22 protein-coding genes are annotated in these 19096 nt (G+C 42.9%); 7 read left to right on the plus strand and 15 right to left on the minus strand.

Going from position 1 to position 19096, the window contains the following annotated elements:
- Positions 1–20: 20 nt before the first annotated feature.
- Genes rpiB through FAY33_RS06735 form a run of 3 tightly spaced genes read right to left on the minus strand, consistent with a single transcriptional unit; the run spans position 21 to position 2695 of the window.
- Positions 21–464, minus strand: a complete 444-nt coding sequence (rpiB, locus tag FAY33_RS06725) for a ribose 5-phosphate isomerase B (protein WP_143320077.1) — start codon at positions 462–464, stop codon at positions 21–23.
- 54 nt (positions 465–518) lie between these two features.
- Positions 519–1622 (minus strand): chorismate synthase, encoded by a 1104-nt coding sequence (gene aroC, locus FAY33_RS06730; RefSeq protein ID WP_143320078.1) that lies wholly within the window; start codon positions 1620–1622, stop codon positions 519–521.
- Between the two features lie 14 nt (positions 1623–1636).
- Positions 1637–2695 (minus strand): beta-propeller fold lactonase family protein, encoded by a 1059-nt coding sequence (locus FAY33_RS06735; protein ID WP_143320544.1) that lies wholly within the window; start codon positions 2693–2695, stop codon positions 1637–1639.
- Between the two features lie 224 nt (positions 2696–2919).
- Here FAY33_RS06735 and FAY33_RS06740 point away from each other — a divergent pair, with 224 nt between their 5' ends.
- From FAY33_RS06740 to FAY33_RS06760, 5 genes are read left to right on the plus strand one after another with little or no spacing between them, the layout of a single operon-like run.
- The gene (locus FAY33_RS06740) at positions 2920–3453 is read left to right on the plus strand and encodes a helix-turn-helix domain-containing protein (protein WP_143320080.1); all 534 of its coding nucleotides are present in this window, start codon (positions 2920–2922) and stop codon (positions 3451–3453) included.
- A gap of 17 nt (positions 3454–3470) precedes the next feature.
- Positions 3471–4547, plus strand: coding sequence for an ABC transporter ATP-binding protein (locus FAY33_RS06745; RefSeq protein WP_143320082.1), 1077 nt, complete (start codon positions 3471–3473; stop codon positions 4545–4547).
- On the plus strand, positions 4540–5352 hold the full coding sequence (locus FAY33_RS06750) for an ABC transporter permease (RefSeq protein ID WP_143320083.1): 813 nt from the start codon (positions 4540–4542) through the stop codon (positions 5350–5352). Before FAY33_RS06745 ends, FAY33_RS06750 begins: the two co-directional genes overlap by 8 nt.
- Positions 5349–6140 (plus strand): ABC transporter permease, encoded by a 792-nt coding sequence (locus tag FAY33_RS06755; RefSeq protein ID WP_347562668.1) that lies wholly within the window; start codon positions 5349–5351, stop codon positions 6138–6140. The genes FAY33_RS06750 and FAY33_RS06755 overlap by 4 nt, the downstream gene beginning before the upstream one ends.
- 15 nt (positions 6141–6155) lie before the next feature.
- Positions 6156–7253 carry an ABC transporter substrate-binding protein gene (locus FAY33_RS06760; protein WP_143320087.1) on the plus strand — a complete coding sequence of 366 codons (1098 nt, stop codon included), beginning with the start codon at positions 6156–6158 and terminating at the stop codon, positions 7251–7253.
- An 83-nt stretch (positions 7254–7336) separates the two neighbouring features.
- Here FAY33_RS06760 and FAY33_RS06765 read toward each other — a convergent pair whose 3' ends face one another.
- The 5 genes from FAY33_RS06765 to FAY33_RS06780 all read right to left on the minus strand — a co-directional run bounded on the left by FAY33_RS06765 (position 7337) and on the right by FAY33_RS06780 (position 11142).
- A complete protein-coding gene (locus tag FAY33_RS06765; protein WP_143320089.1) occupies positions 7337–7771 on the minus strand; it encodes a hypothetical protein in 435 nt (144 codons plus the stop codon).
- A gap of 3 nt (positions 7772–7774) precedes the next feature.
- Positions 7775–7921, minus strand: a complete 147-nt coding sequence (locus tag FAY33_RS19325; RefSeq protein WP_185967522.1) for a hypothetical protein — start codon at positions 7919–7921, stop codon at positions 7775–7777.
- 420 nt (positions 7922–8341) lie between these two features.
- On the minus strand, positions 8342–9193 hold the full coding sequence (locus tag FAY33_RS06770; RefSeq protein ID WP_143320091.1) for a Dam family site-specific DNA-(adenine-N6)-methyltransferase: 852 nt from the start codon (positions 9191–9193) through the stop codon (positions 8342–8344).
- Positions 9184–10233 carry a DNA adenine methylase gene (locus FAY33_RS06775; protein ID WP_143320093.1) on the minus strand — a complete coding sequence of 350 codons (1050 nt, stop codon included), beginning with the start codon at positions 10231–10233 and terminating at the stop codon, positions 9184–9186. Before FAY33_RS06775 ends, FAY33_RS06770 begins: the two co-directional genes overlap by 10 nt.
- 69 nt (positions 10234–10302) lie before the next feature.
- Positions 10303–11142 carry a GGDEF domain-containing protein gene (locus FAY33_RS06780; protein WP_143320095.1) on the minus strand — a complete coding sequence of 280 codons (840 nt, stop codon included), beginning with the start codon at positions 11140–11142 and terminating at the stop codon, positions 10303–10305.
- A 206-nt stretch (positions 11143–11348) separates the two neighbouring features.
- Between FAY33_RS06780 and FAY33_RS06785 the strand changes: the two genes are divergently transcribed.
- The gene (locus FAY33_RS06785; RefSeq protein ID WP_143320097.1) at positions 11349–11741 is read left to right on the plus strand and encodes a metal-dependent transcriptional regulator; all 393 of its coding nucleotides are present in this window, start codon (positions 11349–11351) and stop codon (positions 11739–11741) included.
- 17 nt (positions 11742–11758) lie between these two features.
- Here the strand turns inward: FAY33_RS06785 and FAY33_RS06790 are convergent, their stop codons facing one another.
- The 4 genes from FAY33_RS06790 to FAY33_RS06805 all read right to left on the minus strand — a co-directional run bounded on the left by FAY33_RS06790 (position 11759) and on the right by FAY33_RS06805 (position 16400).
- Positions 11759–12013, minus strand: a complete 255-nt coding sequence (locus FAY33_RS06790; protein ID WP_185967523.1) for a ferrous iron transport protein A — start codon at positions 12011–12013, stop codon at positions 11759–11761.
- Between the two features lie 77 nt (positions 12014–12090).
- On the minus strand, positions 12091–14736 hold the full coding sequence (mgtA, locus tag FAY33_RS06795) for a magnesium-translocating P-type ATPase (protein WP_143320101.1): 2646 nt from the start codon (positions 14734–14736) through the stop codon (positions 12091–12093).
- 358 nt (positions 14737–15094) lie between these two features.
- Positions 15095–15649, minus strand: coding sequence for a GNAT family N-acetyltransferase (locus FAY33_RS06800; protein WP_143320103.1), 555 nt, complete (start codon positions 15647–15649; stop codon positions 15095–15097).
- A gap of 229 nt (positions 15650–15878) precedes the next feature.
- Positions 15879–16400 (minus strand): nitroreductase family protein, encoded by a 522-nt coding sequence (locus FAY33_RS06805; RefSeq protein ID WP_143320105.1) that lies wholly within the window; start codon positions 16398–16400, stop codon positions 15879–15881.
- A gap of 57 nt (positions 16401–16457) precedes the next feature.
- Here FAY33_RS06805 and FAY33_RS06810 point away from each other — a divergent pair, with 57 nt between their 5' ends.
- Positions 16458–17060, plus strand: a complete 603-nt coding sequence (locus FAY33_RS06810; RefSeq protein ID WP_143320107.1) for a hypothetical protein — start codon at positions 16458–16460, stop codon at positions 17058–17060.
- Here the strand turns inward: FAY33_RS06810 and hydE are convergent, their stop codons facing one another.
- From hydE to FAY33_RS06825, 3 genes are read right to left on the minus strand one after another with little or no spacing between them, the layout of a single operon-like run.
- Complete coding sequence (hydE, locus tag FAY33_RS06815; protein WP_143320109.1) at positions 17061–18104, minus strand: [FeFe] hydrogenase H-cluster radical SAM maturase HydE; 1044 nt, start codon at positions 18102–18104, stop codon at positions 17061–17063.
- 21 nt (positions 18105–18125) lie between these two features.
- The gene (locus FAY33_RS06820) at positions 18126–18449 is read right to left on the minus strand and encodes a multidrug efflux SMR transporter (protein WP_143320111.1); all 324 of its coding nucleotides are present in this window, start codon (positions 18447–18449) and stop codon (positions 18126–18128) included.
- A gap of 29 nt (positions 18450–18478) precedes the next feature.
- Positions 18479–19096 carry a CoA pyrophosphatase gene (locus FAY33_RS06825; protein WP_347562669.1) on the minus strand — a complete coding sequence of 206 codons (618 nt, stop codon included), beginning with the start codon at positions 19094–19096 and terminating at the stop codon, positions 18479–18481.

Here is a 19096-nt window from a genome sequence, read left to right on the forward strand (position 1 = left end):
CCCGGAGGCAATCACATTCCCTACTCTCTATTCTCAATATCCATCACCATGTCCACACGGCGCTGGTGTCTTCCACCTTCATACTGGGCATCAAGCCACTGTTCTGTAATCATCTTTGCCATCTCATCCCCGATCACCCGGGCACCAAAGCAGAGAACATTGGAATCATTGTGCATTCTGGACAGCTTTGCTGTATATGGTTCACTGCATACGCAGGCACGGATTCCTTTCACCTTATTGCAGGCAAGAGAGATTCCAACTCCGGTTCCACAGATCGCGATTCCAAGATCAGCCTCTCCGTCTGCTACTGCACGTCCCACTTTTTCCCCATAAGCCGGATAATCACAGCTTTCTGTGGCATTGGTTCCGAAGTCAATGACCTCGTATCCCTTTGCTTCTACAAATTCTTTGATAACATTCTTAAGTCCTATGGCTGTATGATCATTTCCCATTGCAATCTTCATGTGTTTTCTCCTGCTTTCTTCTATTATTATATCGCATTCTATTGATGCAAGTTCTTACTTCTTATAAAAAGACACGATCCGGTCCATTCTTGATGTCATGTTCGTTAAGAGCAGATCGGCAGTTGTCAGAGCTGCCATCGCTTCTACTACCACAACGGCTCTGGGAACAATGATCGGATCATGACGGCCTTTAATCTGAATCTCTGTTTCTTCGCCCTGTGTTGTTACGGTCTTTTGAAACTTTGCGATGGAAGGAGTGGGTTTAAAAGCCGCCCGGAATATGACTCTGGAACCATCGCTGATTCCGCCTAAAATGCCGCCGGAATGGTTGGTGGCTTTCTCCACGGAGCCATCTTTTCCAATTCGGAAACTATCATTATTCTCAGATCCTCTGGACAGGGATGCTGCAAATCCGTCTCCCACCTCAAATCCTTTTACCGCACCCAAAGACATGACTGCCTTTGCAAGAGCCGCATCATATTTTTCGAATACCGGATCTCCAATACCTGCCGGAACCCCGTCAATGATACATTCCACCACACCGCCTACCGAATCTGGTTCTGCCATCATCTCTTCCACATACTTTTCTGCCTTTAAAACGGTCTCTGAATCAGGCATATAAAGCCGGTTATTGTCCCGTTCCTTTATGTCAAAACGGTCAGGGTCAATGGTATAAGGTCCGATTGATCTGGTGTATGCAGCTACGGTGATTCCAAGAGACTTTAAAAAGCTGGCGGCAATGGCACCTGCAGCAACTCTTGCAATGGTTTCTCTTCCGGAAGACCTGCCGCCGCCCCGGTAATCCCGGAATCCATATTTGGAGTCGTAGGTAAAGTCCGAATGTCCGGGACGGTATACTTCCATAATATTCCCGTAATCCCTGGAGCGCTGGTCTGTATTCCATACGATCATGGAAATAGGAGTGCCTGTGGTCTTTCCTTCAAAGATTCCGGATAGGATCTCCACCTCATCCGCTTCATTCCTTTTTGTTGTAAACTTGCTCTGCCCTGGTTTTCTGCGGTCTAAGTATTCCTGGATATCCTCTTGTTTAAGGGCAAGTCCTGCCGGACAGCCGTCTACAACCACACCAATTCCTTTTCCATGGGATTCCCCCCAGGTGGATATCTTAAATATTGTTCCAAGTGTTGATCCTGCCACGTTTGTCCCTCCTTTTAATCCCTGACTTTTACAATTACACAGCTATTGGGTTCATTGACCCTTAATTCTTTTCCATTCATAATCAGAAGACCTTTTTCATAATCCACCGTAAAGAAGGTGATGCTTCCTGTCTCATGGTTAATAGAGGCAATATGCCTGTCATCAGGGAATATACAAAGATCTTTGGGGTAGCTTCCGCTGATGGGAAGGCAGCAGCAAAAGGTTAACAGTCCTGTTTTTTTATCACGTTCATAGACCGTTACGGTATTGTCTCCTGCATTGCCGCAGAACATGTGCTTCTCATCATTTGACAGACGCATGGAACAGGCTGCCGTCAACTGGGTGAGCGGTGCCTTTCCCGTAGTCTTAATGGTCTGGATCTTCTCAATCTTTGGAAGACGCTCTCCTTCTTCATAAGTAAATACATCAATCACGTTCTTTAATTCATATAGAAGATAGAAGAATTTTCCGTCCTCGCTGAACCGGAAGCACTTGGGAGCCGATTCCAGGTCACAGCGGATGGCATCCATTAAAACCATCTGCTTTTCCTTCTCGTCAAAACGGTAGATCTTCACCTGGTCAATTCCAAGATCAGCCACCATAATAAACCTGCCATCCGGTGTTCTTCTGGAACAACTCACATGAGGGCGGAAATTCCTTTCTGCCACACTTCCAAATCCCTTATGAAACACGCTGGTAACAATATCTCCTACAGAGCCGTCTTCGTTTAACTGAAGCACCGTACATTTTCCGTCATGGTATCCTGATACGAAGATGTACCTGTCCTCTTCATCGGTGGATAAATGGCAGCCTCTCATGCCCTTAATATTGGCAGAATTAAGCCTTGTTATAGACCCGTTCTCATGAATGCGGAAGGATACCACCCCTTCGTCAGCAATCGAATAAAGGGTCTTACCATTGCTGGAGGCAATCAGGTAGGAAGAATTATCCACTTCAACCTCGCATCTGGGAATAAAACTGCCCTTGTCCACGTCCACATCATAGACTGTAATCCCTTTTGCTTTCCCGTTGTAGGAATAAGAGCCTACATAAGCCATATATTTACCTTTCATCATTAAATTTCCTCCTGGATTTTTCCTTGTGTAAACTACCAAATATCATATCATAAGATTCCTCATTTGTTAAGGATAAACTTCTTTAAAAACTATTGACATAACAGGAAAAATAAGTATAATGTATCTTGCTGCCTGTTTATTATTACTAAACTTTTAACTTATATTTATCGTCAGTTAGTATAAGTAAACTTTCGGCTTAACATAATAACAAGGAGGAGCATATGGATATCGGTACAAAACTAAAAGAACTGCGCGTGTTAAAAGGGCTGACTCAAGAAGAGCTGGCGGACCGGGCAGAACTGTCAAAGGGATTCATATCTCAGCTTGAACGGGACTTAACTTCTCCCTCCATTGCAACTCTTATGGATATATTACAATGCCTGGGCACTTCGATTGGAGAATTTTTTAACGAAACTCCGGAAGAACAGATCGTGTTTGGAAAAGGTGACTACTTTGAAAAATTCGACTGCGATTTAAAAAATGAAATCCGATGGATCATTCCCAATGCACAGAAGAATATGATGGAACCCATTCTTCTGACCTTGAAGCCAGGCGGACAGACATACCCTGACAATCCTCATGAAGGAGAAGAATTCGGCTACATCTTACAGGGCAATATTTCCATTCATATTGGAAATAAGACATATAAAGCAAAAAAGGGGGAATCCTTTTACTTTATATCGGACAAGAAACATTATTTGAGCAGCAAGGCAGGTGCTACCCTTATCTGGGTAAGTTCCCCGCCAAGCTTTTGACAGGAGGATAAAAGGTCATGGGTCAGCCACTAATTGATTTACGCAATATCACAAAAAGTTTTGACGGTACCATGGTACTGGATGATTTGAATCTCTCAGTAAAACAAAATACATTCGTTACGTTACTAGGACCCAGCGGATGCGGAAAGACCACAACCCTGCGCATTATCGGAGGATTTGAGCGTCCAGGGAAAGGACAGGTAATCTTTGAAGGACAGGATATTACCAGCCTTCCGCCTAACAAAAGACAACTGAACACCGTGTTTCAAAAATATGCTTTATTTAACCACATGTCTATCGCAGAGAATATTGCCTTTGGTCTGAAAATCAAAAACAAACCAAAGACTTACATTCAGGACAAAATCAAGTACGCCCTGAAACTGGTAAACTTAGACGGATTTGAAAACCGCTCCGTTAGTTCTTTAAGTGGCGGGCAGCAGCAGCGAATTGCCATTGCAAGAGCCATTGTAAATGAGCCTAGAGTTCTTTTGCTTGACGAACCTCTGGGTGCACTGGATCTTAAACTCCGCCAGGACATGCAGTACGAACTGATCCGCTTGAAGAATGAGCTGGGCATTACCTTTATCTATGTTACCCATGATCAGGAAGAAGCACTCACCATGTCCGATACAATTGTTGTTATGAACCAGGGCTATATCCAGCAGATGGGTTCTCCGGAAAATATCTACAACGAACCGGAAAATGCCTTTGTGGCTGACTTTATCGGAGAAAGCAATATTATGCCGGGAACCATGGTCCGGGATGAACTGGTTGAAATCTTTGGTTCCAGATTTTCCTGTGTGGACAAGGGATTTGGCACCAACAAGCCGGTTGACGTAGTGATCCGCCCGGAAGACATTGATCTGGTTACTCCAGAAAACGGAAGTATTGCAGGAGTTGTAACTCACTTGATCTTTAAAGGTGTCCATTACGAGATGGAGGTCAAAACTCCAGATGGCTTTGAATGGCTGGTGCACAGCACGGACATGTTCCCGGTAGGACAAAACGTCGGCATTCATGTAGATCCTTTTGACATTCAGATCATGAATAAGCCTGCTTCAGAAGACGAGGAGGCGGTTGGAATCAATGAATAAAAAACTATTATCCGGCCCATATCTGATGTGGATGATTGGATTTATCCTGATTCCTCTGGGCTTAATCGTCCTTTATGGAGTGACAGACCGATCCGGTGCATTTACCCTGGCAAATGTTCTCTCCATCTCCACCGATGAACATGCAAAGGCTTTATGGCTTTCTTTGGAACTGTCACTGGTGAGTACCGTGTTGTGTCTGATTCTGGCATATCCGCTTGCCATGATACTTCGCTCAAAGGGAATGGGACAGGGAAGCTTCATTGTATTTATCTTCATTCTTCCCATGTGGATGAATTTCCTGCTTCGAACCCTTGCCTGGCAGACTCTTCTGGAGCGAAACGGTGTCATAAACGGGATCTTATCCACACTCCATCTGCCAAAACAGACTTTAATCAACACACCCGGAGCCATTATCCTTGGTATGGTGTATAACTTCCTGCCATTTATGGTGCTTCCTATTTATAATGTACTGATGAAGATTGATGACAACGTGATCAATGCTGCCAAGGATTTAGGCGCTAATTCATTTCAGGTCTTATTCCGTATTCTGCTTCCTCTCAGTATTCCAGGGATCGTAAGCGGAATTACCATGGTTTTCGTTCCTGCCCTTACTACCTTTGTCATCTCAAATCTGTTAGGGGGCAGTAAGATTTTATTAATCGGCAATGTCATTGAGCAGGAATTTACAAAAGGAAGTAACTGGAACTTAGGTTCCGGGCTATCTCTTGTTCTTATGATCTTTATTCTGATCAGCATGGCGCTGATTGCAAAATACGATAAAAATGGGGAGGGAACCGCATTCTGATGAGCAGACGCAATGGTATTATCAAACGAATCCTTCAGGACTTTTATCTGGTAGCAATTGTCATCTTTCTTTATGCTCCCATTGCCACCATGGCAGTCCTTTCCTTTAACAGTTCCAAATCCCGCACCCAGTGGGGCGGTTTCACCATGAAATGGTACAGCGAACTTTTTGCAAGCAGTACCATTATGACAGCCCTTTATAACACCCTGCTGATTGCCTTTTTATCCTCTCTGATCGCAGTTATTATCGGCACAGCGGCTGCCATTGCCATTAACAGCATGGAGCGGGGACCTCGTTCCATTATTATGGGGATCACAAATATTCCCATGCTGAACGCTGATATTGTTACGGGAATCTCCCTCATGCTTGCTTTTATTGCCTTTGGGATCTCTCTTGGCTTCCAGACCATCCTGATTGCACATATTACCTTTAACATTCCGTATGTGATTTTAAGCGTCATGCCAAAGTTAAAGCAGACAGATAAAAGTACCTATGAAGCCGCATTGGATTTGGGAGCCACATCGGTTTCGGCATTTTTCAAAGTAGTGTTCCCGGATATCTTGCCAGGAGTCTTATCCGGATTTTTACTGTCATTTACCATGTCCCTTGATGATTTTATTATCACCCATTTTACCAGAGGTGCGGGCATCAATACCCTTTCTACCTTGATCTACAGTGAAGTGCGCAGAGGCATTAAGCCTTCTATGTACGCATTGTCAACCATCATCTTTTTAACAGTGCTGGTGCTTCTTTTAATCACCAATTTTGCACCTAAGAGAAAAAAATAAGAGGAGAATTTATATATGAAAAAAAAGTTTAAAGCCATTCTCACACTAGGCATTTTATCCGCCTTGTCCCTTTCCCTGCTTACGGGCTGCGGCGGAAAGAGCGCGAAGGCAGGCAGTGCCGGAGAAGTCTATGTTTACAACTGGGGAGAGTATATTGATGAATCTGTCATCAAAGAGTTTGAGGAGGAAACCGGAATCAAGGTAGTCTATGACTTATTTGAAACCAATGAAGAGATGTATCCGGTTATTGAAGCCGGCGGTGTAAAATATGATGCCGTCTGCCCGTCCGACTACATGATTCAGAAAATGGCGGAAAACAATCTTCTTGCAGAAATCAATTTTGATAACGTTCCAAATGTAAAAGAGATTGATCCCAAGTACATGGAGATGTCCAAAAGTTTTGATCCGGAAAATAAATATTCTGTTCCTTACTGCTGGGGAACCGTGGGAATCCTTTATAATACCAGCATGGTGTCACCAGAAGATGCTCCCACCAAATGGTCTGATCTCTGGAACGACAAATTCAAGGACAACATTCTTATGCAGGACAGCGTCCGGGATGCTTTTATGGTAGCGCTTAAATCAAAGGGATATTCCATGAACACGACTGACGGAAATGAGATTAAAGAAGCAAAAGATCTGTTGATCCAACAGAAACCACTGGTACAGGCTTATGTCATCGACCAGGTCCGGGATAAGATGATCGGCGGAGAAGCGGCTGTTGGTGTTATCTATTCCGGCGAAATGCTCTATATCCAGAATGAAGTAAAAGATTTAAATCTGGATTATTCTCTGGAGTATGTGATCCCGGAAGAGGGAACAAACCTGTGGCTGGATTCCTGGGTCATTCCTGCCAATGCTCCGAACAAAGAAAATGCGGAGAAATGGATTGACTTTTTATCCCGTCCCGATATTGCAAAGAAGAACTTTGAATATATCACCTACGCAACACCAAACAAAGGAGCTTTTAATCTTCTTGACCCGGAACTGAAAAACAACAAGGCACTGTTCCCGGATGAAGATGCACTGAAAAACAGCGAAGTGTATCAATATCTTGGCAACGATGTAGATTCTGTCTATAATGAAGCATGGAAAGAAGTAAAATCAAATTAAATAATAAAAAGCGGAAATTCTGGTTTTGTAAACCGGAGTTTCCGCTTTTTTGCTGGAATGAATCATATTACTTCCAGAGTCCATTATCTTTCTTTATCATAGGCAATTCTAATCTGATCGAACAATTCCAGATAGGTATCGTAATTTTTCCGATATAATGCCTCTAAATCATGCCGTCCAACAGTCTTAAAATCTTTTATTCCTTTATTAAATGCCTGCAAAAGATCCACCCGTTCTGTTCGTCCCACATTCCTGATCTCTGCCGGCAGAGAACTAAGCCCCATGATCTTTTCACCAACTCCGTAATGAGAAGCCAGAGATTGCAGTTCCACAATGGTTGCATGATGAGGGTCTACATCATTAACAGAAATTGTCTGTTCAAACTCATTCCCCTTCTCATCCACCCCTTTTGCAGTTATCAGGGGATTTTCCTTTGTTGAACCCTCTGCGTATTCAAGATAAAACGATAATCCTGTTCCATTGCCTCCAGAATACAATGCTCCTTTTTTTATGTACATGCGCTAATAACCCGAAGGTTCTTCTGGAGCTTTGGCAGATCTCTCCCCATTGCCAATGGCGGATACCGGAGCGGTTATGTCCTTCTTACTCAAACCAGTTCCTGGATAAGAGAGGTTATTGGTTAAGGGAAACAAGTCAGATGGTATCATTATCATAATCCTCCTAAAAATAAGTATGAAAATAGATTCATTCTTCATTTAATTGCTGTATAAAAAGTTAAACTTCATTCAGTTAATTGTATGATTAAATGGATACGATGCACTCAAACTGGAGTAAGGATACTCTCTTACATGCTACATCCCGCAAAACGTTTTACTTATTTATATACAATAAAAGTATATCTCCATTCTCACGTTTATCAACGCAAATGCCAAAATTATACACTTGAACTGCCAAAATTTGCACTTCTCGTTTAATAATTACTAATTAAAAATCTCTTTCACATTTTTACCTTATCAGACATTGATATCAAGTGATTTGTGTTTCGTATGCCACACAGATTTTATAAAATCACGACTCACAATAAAAAAAACAAATCCCGGAATCCAAATTCCGAAAATCTGTTTTTTTTAATTATAATTGGTAATCAGCACTTCAACCGTAACCGCATTCCGTTCTTTAAACTGATAATTGCAATTAGAATATGTCTTATCAATATAGTGAATATGATACTTTTTACTCCATTCAATTAAAAGTTCATTGGATAATCCCTTATGAAAAAGAACATTCGAAAGCGCAAAACGGACCCCTCTCCTATCCAGCCTGTCAAGAAGATCGAGAAGCTCCTGCTCTTCTTTTTCCTTCCAGTCCTTAAAACCACGGTTTCCATCGTTATAATTGCCTGTGGAAATCAGATAGGGGGGATCACAGTACACCAGATCTTGTCCCCCAAGCGCTGAATAATCCAGTTCTGTAAAATCCAGATTGGAAAACTCAATATTTTTCTTATGAAGAGCTTTGCAAAACTCCGTTAAATTCTTCTCAATATTAGGGTTAAATGAACTCCTGTTTCTTCCAAAAGGAGAATTAAATTCATGGCTGTTATTAAACCGGATCTGATGATTAAAAGCATAGCAGGTCAGAACAAAAAGCTGGGTTAAATCCTTTGTTCTGTTATACTCAGCTCGAAGGGAATAATATCCGTCTGTATTGTGCTGGGTTAACCCATAGGTTTCAATCAATCCTTTAATATCTCTTAACAGTTGTTCAATCCCGGTCCTCTGAAACAACTGGAACAATTCAATCAGACTGGTAATCTGATCGTTGCAGATAATGGTTTCTGCCTGTACATTAATGCCTACATTAAAACCCCCGGCAAAGACATCCACAAAAGTTCTGATATTCTTTGGAAATTCCTGAAAAATAGGCTCTAAAATCTTAAACTTCCCCCCTGTATAATTAAGAGGACTTTTTACATACATGGCGGCACCTGCTTTTCGATATAGAACAACAGCTCCTTTAACCGCTCCGTCTCTTTTACCTGCCGGCTTTTATATCTCCTGTAAGGAATCTCATAGATCTGGAATGTCTCCGGCTTTCCATACGCTTTCATGGTCTCTTCAATCTCTTCTACGGTCATAAGCCCATCGGTGCTGTAGCTGAGTATAATATGAGAGAATCTGGCATTCTCAAGCAATTGTGCAAATGCCCCTACAACCTTCCCCTTCATACAGAACTCTGATCTCTGACTCTCACCCATCCTCTGTCCCGTAACTCCCCGTACCTGTGGATAATCGTATCTGGCAGCCGTTTCCAACACATGGTAGTTGGATAAATACTGACGTGCATTATAAGGAGGATCTATGTATAAGATGTCCCCTTCCACCTGTTTGAGCATGTCCGCACCATTTAAGTTAAAGCACCGGTTGTCTTTTCCATTATGAGTAACCGGAAGGCGGTAGAGCTGATAACGCTTATAACTGCGCCGCTCCCAGGTTTTATGAAAAGCACCGTAAGTTCCAGAGGTATTGGACACGAAAGGAATACCCTCCACAATGCAGGCAACCAGATAATAATATTCATCATCGTTAAGCAGTCCGGCTGCCTTCCAGTCTTCTACACTGCATCTGGCAAAATCAATGCGAAGGGCATTCTCATCATTCAAATACATGCGTCCCCCTTCCGGGGCATAGGTGTTCTGAAAAAAGCGGCGCTCCTTTGGCAGTTCTTCCAGATCCTTTTTTTCTCTTCCACCCAGATACTCCACCGGGTCTTCGATTCCCAGCTTCTCCAAAAGAAGGGGAAACTCCGGCATACTGTCATTCTCAACTGTCGCCCGCTGGAGTACATAGGAAAAATACAGCAGGTCATTGGAACAGACCTGGTACCACTGTTTAAAATACCTGGCAACCGCAGCGGTCCCCGAAAATATATCACAAAAGCTTTTCGCCTCTGGCGCCTTATCATCCACAACCTGTTTGATCTGGTCCAGCAGCAGTGTCTTGCTTCCAATAAATCTCATTTTTCTTGCTCCCATTCCTTTTAACCTGCATATCATTATATAGGAAAAACTCAAAAAACACAAGAAAGATCAGGGGGTAAATCCGCCCCTTTCCTTCTCTTTTCTTTGTTTACGCGCCCGTTTAAAACAATACATTCTTTCATCTGCTATTTCCAGAACAGACTCTGCAGCAACGTTTGTGCCATCCTCTACAAAAACAGCCCCATAGCTGACAGACATCGGATATTCTTCCTGAGCTTTGCTCAAAGTCCTGTCAATAGCATCAAGTTTCCTTAACGCTTCTGCCTCCCCACAATTTTTATAGAGCACCACAAACTCATCCCCGCCAAACCGGCAGGTAAAATCCTGCTCCAAAGCTGACTTTTTTAACTCCATAGAAACCCGTTTAATATATTTATCTCCACTCAGATGTCCATACTGGTCATTAATTACCTTTAAATCATCAAGATCCATCATGCAAAGACAAAAGGGCACCCCCTTTTCCAGATAACTGTCAATGGTGTGGATGCACTTTCTCCGGTTATTCAAACCAGTCAGTTCATCTTTATAAGCCATCATTTCCAGAGAAGCTTCATTTTCCTTCTGACACGTAATATCTGTAATTAAGTGAACCACTGCTTTCCTGTCTTCCCACAAAAGCGGATATTCCTTTACCTGGAACACTTTATCCGGGAAACAGTTCCATTCATATTGTCTTTCCTGTCCACCAAAAGACTGAAACTTATCCAGGAAAGGACAATCCGCCCCACAAAAAAAGGTGCCGCTTTGGGAGTCATAAAACTTCTTTCTTGCCATTTCATTGGCATAAAGTACCTGTCCTGTATCATCTTCCGTCACCACCACCCACTCCTGAAGACTGTTTAAAATAGAGATTAAGAGCTGGTGGAACTTCCTTTCTTTCTCCGTCATATTAACACCTTCGTTCTACAGTTCTCCCTTTTTCCTCGTCCGCTTCATACATTAAGAAGTCATAAAAAACAGGAGATTTATGATTAATATATTCACATAGCACCTGTATTTTGTATGATTTTCTTTATTTTAAAGCAGAAAAACAAAGGGAAAAAGACCTTACTTGAAAACCCATGCCAATCTGTGATAGAATAGAAGCAGTTATTATGGAGAAAGAAGGTGTTATTACGAAAATTCAAGAATCTGCTGAAAACTATCTGGAAGCTATTTTGATGCTTCATAAACGAAACGGTCATGTGCGTTCCATTGATATCGCCGGGGAACTGGATTTCTCCAAGCCAAGCGTCAGCGTTGCAATGAAAAATCTCCGGGAAAACGGATACATTGAAGTTGACGAAAACGGTTTCATCTCATTGTTAAAAGAAGGACAGGAAATCGCAGAGCGGATGTACGAGCGTCACACACTGCTTTCGGACTGGCTTATGACTTTAGGAGTTACCCCTCAGGTGGCTGTTGATGATGCCTGCCGAATTGAACATGTTATAAGTGCGGAAAGTTTTGCCGCCATTAAGACCCTTGTGAATAAGGATAAAAATTAAAGAAACGTGTGTAAGCATCAGTTTTGCTTACACACGTTTTTTGTCTCCTGAGAGAACTTTGTGACTTTAATTGCCTTTGCAGTCTCTTTCCCAATGGCAAGCCGCTTTCTTCCGATTCCGACAATCACACTTCCAAAGTATGCTCCAACCACCTGTACCGTTGTGCCTTCCTTTAAATCATAAGGTTCTATGGCACGGGCAGTCTGGGAATCTAACATCAGCCAGCTAATGGTGCAGATATCTCCGATTTTTACATCCTGTAAGGATTCCATGGCATTTCCTCCATCCATAAATATGAAGGTTATTTTAACCAGGAATCCTCCGGAAATACATATTTTTAAAACTCTTCTTACATCCACTCCTGATACCGTCTGATATACACCTTTTTCCATACCTGAACACAGATTAAGTATGCTGCCAGAATGAGAATCAGCCACGGCACAAAAACGGCCGGCAGAGGGCTCATATCAAATCCAACGGAAAGATCTGTAAACCCGATCACAACTGCTGCAATTACCACAATGACCGTGGAAACCAAAAGGGGCAGAGAAGGCATACTGCGTATAAAGGGCAGCTTTTCCGTACGGATCATGTAAATAACAAGAATCTGGGAAACCGTTCCGAATAAAAACCAGCCGCACTGGAATAAGGGCGCCAGTTCCATCCGGTTGGCACCAACTGCCCACCACATCACTGCAAAGCACAGCAGGTCAAACACGGAACTAAGGGGACCAAAGAACGCCATAAAAGTCTGAATCGACTTTGTCTCCCATTTGTGAGGCTTTTTCAAATATTCTTTATCCACACGATCAAAGGGAATACCCATCTGGGAAAAATCACACAGAAGATTCTGAGTCAGAATCTGAACCGGGAGCATCGGGAGGAAAGGAAGGAATAAACTTGCCGCTATCACGGAAATCATATTTCCAAAATTACCGCTGGCTGCCATCTTAATGTACTTAATAATGTTTCCGAATGTCCTTCTTCCTTCCACGACACCCTCTTCCAGAACCATCAAATCTTTTTCAAGAAGAATGATGTCAGCCGTTTCTTTGGCAATGTCAACGGCAGTGTCAATGGATATTCCTACATCTGCCTGATGAAGTGCGGGAGCATCATTGATTCCGTCTCCCATATACCCCACTGTATGACCTGCTGTCTGAAATGCCTTTACTACCCGTTCTTTCTGGGAGGGAGATAATTTCGCAAACAGACTGCAGGTGCCCACTGCCTTTAACAAAGCTTCATCATTCATGGCTTCCACATCACGTCCCGTTAACAGTGTGCTCACATCAACTCCAACCTTTTTGCACACCTTTACTGCCACCCCTTCGCTGTCTCCGGTGAGAACAACCGTTCTTACACCATGATCCAGAAGGGCGGAAATAGCTGCTCCTGCACTTTCTTTCGGCGGATCTAAAAAGCCTACAAAACCAATTAAAACCATATCCCGTTCGTCTTTGACACTAAAACTTCCTTCTCCGGGAACCTCATTTTTCTGGGCAACTGCAATCATCCGCAGACCATCTTCGTTGTATTTATTATAGGTTGCCATGGCAATGTTTTTTGTCTCTTCGTCCATGGCAAGGACACTGCCTCCGATTTCCATAAAAGAGCAGATTTCAAGAATTTCTTCCACTGCGCCCTTTGTGATAAGCTGTAATTTTCCGTTTTGATCGGAAAGCACCACGCTCATTCTTCTTCTGGAAAAATCAAAGGGAATCTCATCTACCCGGCGATAAGAATTAAGAAGATCGGAAATCCCATTCTCCTCTGCCCGGTGAATGATGGCAAGATCAATCAGATTCTTAAGTCCAGTCTGATAATAGCTGTTTAAATAAGCATGACGGAGAATCCTTGTATCATCTTCTCCATTTAAATCCATGTATTTTTCCAGCACTACCTTGTCTTCTGTTAAGGTTCCTGTCTTATCTGTGCACAGAACATCCATCTCTCCAAAGGTCTGTATTGCTCCCAGAGTCCTTACAATCACCTTGTGTCTGGACATGGATACCGCTCCTCTTGCAAGGGTCGAAGTCATAATCATGGGAAGCATCTCAGGCGTCAGTCCCACCGCAATGCTGAATGAAAATAACAGTGCTGAAGCCCAGTCTCCCTTTGCAATTCCATTAATTAAAAACACAATGGGAACCATGACAAGCATCATGCGCACAAGAAGACGGCTGACGGAATCCACGCCCCGCTCAAAACTGGTTTTTGCACGGTCACCGGAAAGAGACTGTGCCATGGAACCAAAATAAGTGTTGTTCCCGGTTACTAAAACCACGGCAATGGCGCTTCCGCTGATTACGTTGGAACCCATAAATCCGATGTTTTTTAAATCCGTTAAGGACTGAACACCTTCATCTCCGGCATGGGTAAACTTTTCCACAGGAGCGGATTCCCCTGTCAGGGCTGCCTGAGCTAAGAACGTGTCCTTTGTGGAAATAAAACGCACATCAGCCGGAAGCATATGTCCTGCTGAAAGCTTTACAATATCTCCTGGAACAACCTCATTCATGGGGATTTCTGTGAGAACGCCGTCTCTCCAGACATCCGCTTTATTGGAGATCATCTCAGAAAGCTTCTCTGCAGCCGCATTGGACCGCTGGGACTGGACAAATGCCACCAGGCTTGACAGAGTTACCAGACATAGAATAATGCCTACTGTAAGGTAATCCGGTCTGGCAGAGGAGACTACATCGGTAAAATAAGTAACCGCTGCAATCACCAGTAAAATCACATTAAAAGGGTTAATCACTGCGTCTCTTAGACGATGCAGGGCAGTATCCTTTTTGCCGGCTGTAATCACATTAGGACCGTACTCATCCTGTCTTTCTTCCGCTTCCTCTTTTGTAAGGCCTTTTCTGGTCACAGATAAACGGGAAAGCACCTCTTCTTCCTTAAAAAATGCACAGGTTTTTAATTCTTCTTCGTGAACAAGAGAATGTCTCTTTATCTGGGGATCTTTTCTTTGTTTTGTTAAAAAATTCATGGGATTCATTCCTTTCTACTCTTAGAATTCCCCAATTTCAATAAAAAACAGCACAAAAAAAGCCGCCCCAACAGACGACAGAAAGAAATGGGCACAAAAGCCCCTTATTTATATACAAACATGGGACATCTGCCCGCTCCATGAGCCGAAATATTGGGTTTTATTCTCAAACTGGGGTTTGAAGCCGTATATCTGACTTCGAGGGTTGCTGTCCATGTCTTCATTCCTTTCATGATAAATTTTACATCATATCAATTTTATCCTACTACCGCTCAAATGTCAACCGCAGGATCATAAAGATACAAAAAAAGGCGGTTCACATCAATGAACTGCCCTTTTCTTTCTTTTAAAGATTCTATCAGCCTGCAATACCGGAAGTTCTGCCCATAACGATGGTATCATAATATTTTCCGTCAGAAAGCAGTTTATCACAGCGTAAAACTCCTTCCACTTTAAATCCATTATCCATATATAATAAAATGGCTCTTTTGTTTGTCTCTAAAACCTGCAGCTCCACTCTCTTAATTCCATTTAAGTCTGCCCAGTTAAGAATTTCTGACAGAAGATTTCTTCCAATTCCGCAGCCCCAGAAATCTCTTTTCACACATACTCCAACTACTACCTTGTGGGATAAACGCTTTAAGGAATTGCCTTCACATCTTGCAAATCCAACCAGCATTCCGGCAATATCGGCAACCAGAAATAAATGGTTTTCTGCTTCCTGATCTTCCCGTATTACCTTTTTTAAATCTTCTTCGTCAAGAAATGCCTCTCCCGCTTCCCGGTCCAAGTTCTGTGTCTCTCCATCAATCTGGAATCTAAGTTTTGATAAGCTTGCTGCGTCTGATTCTACTGCCGTACGAATCACATAACTTACCCCTTTTACATAAAACTCTTTCTTCTCTGCCTTCATAAGGTTCCTCTTTCCGTCCAGAATCCATCTATTCCGGTCTTTTCTCATAGTCTTGTAATATCTGCCAGTACAAAATCCCCCGCCGTATGGCATACTTGTAGCATGTATTTTTACTTTATTGATTCAATCATTATAACACACAGGGTCAAAATTGTCTTATACAATAAAGGAAATATTTGTTAATACTTTGTCGAAATTTCATCACCCTGGAACTTCCCACAACCAGAGATTAAATGTGTTCGAAATGAATTCCGGATAAATCCAGTGATTCTTCTTTATAAGGTTCTTTTTCTTCCGCTTTGTTTCCAATGGCAAGAATAGCAAGAACACCATAAAACTCTGGTATGTCAAGCACTTCTCTTACGGCTTTTTCAGAATCTCCTGTATCTGACTGGCGGTTGCGGATCTGAATCCACACAGAACCCAGTCCCAGACTCTCCGCCTCCAGCTGCATCATAATGGCTGCAATGGAGGCGTCTTCCTGCCATACATCACTTTTAAGGGTATCTCCAAGAATTACCACCGCACAAGGTGCTGTTGCAAGACCTGCTGTTCCCGCATTTTTACAGCTCTTTAACTCTTTTATCTTCTCCCGATCCTGGATCACAATAAGTTTTACAGGCCGTTTGTTTTTTGAGGAAGGAGCTAAGGCTCCCGCTTTTACAAGCTTTTCAACCTGTTCTTTGGTCAGCGGCTCTTCTTGGAACTTCCGTATGGACCGTCTGTTTTTCATAAGTTCTAATAATTCCATAGAAATCCTCCTTTATTCTGCATATAGTATACCAAATCAATTTTGCAGGTTGCATACATGAATGAAACAAAAGGGACTATCACAAGCAGCATAACAAGGGACGGTGATGTCATGGCTGCACAAAATGTTCTGGTAGAAGAAGTCATCACACCAGACAGCCGGACCGGATACGTTGTGTTTTCTTACCAGCTTCCTCCGGAACGTGACATGATTTTCACCAGCCTCCTGCAGCTAAATGTAGGCTGGGACACCCATCTTACCAATCAGTTCCACGAGACAATCAGCCTGTGCCGGATTATCAAGGGTATGAGAATCAATGCCTGGTATTCTTCTTCCATAACAGACAGCATTCCTCCTCAAGCTCACGCATATTGGATTGAAGCAATCCTGCCAAGCCCTGCCATCCGGGTTATGACAGACCGAATCGCATATGTGGATTTAGAAAATCAATTTCTTTATACCGGCAATCCCAACAACGCTGCCGACCAGCTTCGCTTTATTATTTCAAACGTAACCAAAATCCTTGATACAAACCAGAATCCCATTCCGCTGGAACTTCTTCGGTCCGGACAGATGGTACGGGTGGAATACGGCGATTTCCAGACTGCCAGCATTCCACCACAGACTCCTGCATACTTAATTCAGATACTGACTTATTAACTATCCGATTGCAACAAAATCTCCCCGTTTTTCTACGATCTCATAGCCAATCGAGGAAACTCTTCTTCTCAGACAGGCATTGCATTCTGCCGCTTCTTCTCCGGTACAGATCTTATTGTCATAAAGCTCATATTTTTTTCTCACACCAATGGGAGACAGATTAGGCATCAGCACATTGGAACCGGAGAGAATTCCTTTTTCCCTTCCTTTGGGATCCAGAGTACCAAGAGCCGTGGTGGAAGGAAGAAGGGCATTGGGAAGCATGAGCCTTAAAATTCCAATAAGGAATAAAGTGAGATCCACACTTCCTGCAGGGAATTCCCCAAATGGTGTATCTTTGTGGGGGATAAACGGTCCGATTCCTACCATCTGTGGGGATAACTCTTTGATAAATGCCAGGTCTTCTGCCAGACATTTTGAAGTCTGGTAAGGAGAACCTACCATAAAACCGGTTCCCACCTGATAACCAATCTTTTTAATGTTTCGAAGACATTCCTTTCTGTTCTCCAGAGAAAGGGAGGATGGGTGAAGCTTTGAATAATGTTCCCCGTCGGCAGTTTCATGACGGAGAAGATAACGGTCGGCTCCAGCATCAAAATAAGCCTGATACTGATCATAACTCTTCTCTCCGATGGAAAGGGTGATGGCACAATCCGGATATCCCTGTCGGATGGATCTTATAATATCCACCATGATCTCATCGGTATAGGCAGGATCTTCGCCTCCCTGAAGCACAAAAGTGCGGAATCCCAGCTCGTGTCCGGTCTTACAACAGGAAAGAATCTGATCCTTATCTAAACGGTAACGTTCCGCATGGCTGTTACCTCTTCTGATTCCGCAATAATAACAATCATTTTTGCAGTAATTGGTAAATTCAATCAATCCCCTGATGTAAACTTCTTTTTCAAAATATGTCTCGCTATAAGTTCTGGCAAGAGAAAATAAATAATCGCTGGTTTCCTTGTCATGGTGATCCAGCAAATCAATAAATTCCTCCTGGGAAAGATTGTGCGTTTCATATAGTTTATCAATCACATGTTTCATATTCTACTCCTTATCATTCAATCAATGTACTGCTCCAAATAAATTCAGCAGGATACAGCCGGCGATAATGAGAATAATTCCAATTACACCGATCAGAGAAACTCCCTGCTTAAATAAAATGGCAGAAATAACGGTTGTCAGCACAATCCCCACTCCGGACCAGGTTGCATAGGCAATGCCCAGATCAATCTTGTCAAGCGCTTTGGAAAGCAGGTAAAAGCATAAAACATAAGCCAAAACGCAGCTTATGGTCGGAAAAAACTTCTTGAATCCATCGGAATACTTCAACAGAGTTGTTGCCAGCATCTCAAGCGCAATGGCTGACCCAAGGAACACATATTGCATTGCATATCTCCTTATTCTTCTTTTGTATTCTATAGCGAAAAACGGTACCGCTCCATCAGTGCGACCGCGGACTGGAGAATATGGGCGGTCATACCCCAGATCGTTACATCGCCGTACTGGTAAAACAATATCTCATGGGTTCCATTTACCCACGGGTAATTCTCTCCTCCCGGAATCCACTCATAAGGGAAATCCTCAGGAGGCTTTTGCATCAGTCTGGTCTCATAGACCTTTGGCTGGCTGGTCTTAAAATATTCCAGAGGAACTTTTATAATCTCCTCCACCTCATCGGTGCTGAATGTATCTTCATACCCTTTCACCGTTCCGATAAACGGATGAATCATCAGTTGAAAGGGGGATAAGTAAATGTCACCAGGTCCAAGAATCTTAACCTGCTCTCTGGAAACCATCAATTCCTCTGATGTCTCCCGGACTGCACATGCCCGGTAAGATTCCATAGGCTCCACCTTTCCGCCTGGAAAACAGATCTCTCCGGGCTGGTGTCTTAACGTTTCCGCTCTTTTTTCAAATAAAATATGGGCTGTCCCGGCAACATCAATTACAGGAACCAAAACGGCATACTGCCGAAATGACTTCTCTCCTATAATTCCTGGTCTTCTGCCGGATAAACCTTTTCTTTTCAGAAT

The sequence above is a fragment of the Clostridium sp. HBUAS56010 genome (genome assembly GCF_007115105.1).
Taxonomy (GTDB): Bacteria; Bacillota; Clostridia; order Lachnospirales; family Lachnospiraceae; genus Lacrimispora.

Coding starts and splice junctions, on each gene's coding strand:
- FAY33_RS06775 (WP_143320093.1), bottom strand. CDS start 10,233: ATGAGATTTATTGGAAGCAAGACACTGCTGCTGGACCAGATCAAACAG.
- rpiB (WP_143320077.1), bottom strand. CDS start 464: ATGAAGATTGCAATGGGAAATGATCATACAGCCATAGGACTTAAGAAT.
- hydE (WP_143320109.1), bottom strand. CDS start 18,104: ATGAAACATGTGATTGATAAACTATATGAAACGCACAATCTTTCCCAG.
- FAY33_RS06800 (WP_143320103.1), bottom strand. CDS start 15,649: ATGAAGGCAGAGAAGAAAGAGTTTTATGTAAAAGGGGTAAGTTATGTG.
- FAY33_RS06735 (WP_143320544.1), bottom strand. CDS start 2,695: ATGAAAGGTAAATATATGGCTTATGTAGGCTCTTATTCCTACAACGGG.
- FAY33_RS06785 (WP_143320097.1), top strand. CDS start 11,349: ATGGAGAAAGAAGGTGTTATTACGAAAATTCAAGAATCTGCTGAAAAC.
- FAY33_RS06745 (WP_143320082.1), top strand. CDS start 3,471: ATGGGTCAGCCACTAATTGATTTACGCAATATCACAAAAAGTTTTGAC.
- FAY33_RS06805 (WP_143320105.1), bottom strand. CDS start 16,400: ATGGAATTATTAGAACTTATGAAAAACAGACGGTCCATACGGAAGTTC.
- FAY33_RS06810 (WP_143320107.1), top strand. CDS start 16,458: ATGAATGAAACAAAAGGGACTATCACAAGCAGCATAACAAGGGACGGT.
- FAY33_RS06765 (WP_143320089.1), bottom strand. CDS start 7,771: ATGTACATAAAAAAAGGAGCATTGTATTCTGGAGGCAATGGAACAGGA.
- FAY33_RS06780 (WP_143320095.1), bottom strand. CDS start 11,142: ATGACGGAGAAAGAAAGGAAGTTCCACCAGCTCTTAATCTCTATTTTA.
- FAY33_RS06740 (WP_143320080.1), top strand. CDS start 2,920: ATGGATATCGGTACAAAACTAAAAGAACTGCGCGTGTTAAAAGGGCTG.
- FAY33_RS06760 (WP_143320087.1), top strand. CDS start 6,156: ATGAAAAAAAAGTTTAAAGCCATTCTCACACTAGGCATTTTATCCGCC.
- FAY33_RS06790 (WP_185967523.1), bottom strand. CDS start 12,013: ATGGAATCCTTACAGGATGTAAAAATCGGAGATATCTGCACCATTAGC.
- FAY33_RS06770 (WP_143320091.1), bottom strand. CDS start 9,193: ATGTATGTAAAAAGTCCTCTTAATTATACAGGGGGGAAGTTTAAGATT.
- FAY33_RS06820 (WP_143320111.1), bottom strand. CDS start 18,449: ATGCAATATGTGTTCCTTGGGTCAGCCATTGCGCTTGAGATGCTGGCA.
- FAY33_RS19325 (WP_185967522.1), bottom strand. CDS start 7,921: ATGATACCATCTGACTTGTTTCCCTTAACCAATAACCTCTCTTATCCA.
- mgtA (WP_143320101.1), bottom strand. CDS start 14,736: ATGAATTTTTTAACAAAACAAAGAAAAGATCCCCAGATAAAGAGACAT.
- FAY33_RS06750 (WP_143320083.1), top strand. CDS start 4,540: ATGAATAAAAAACTATTATCCGGCCCATATCTGATGTGGATGATTGGA.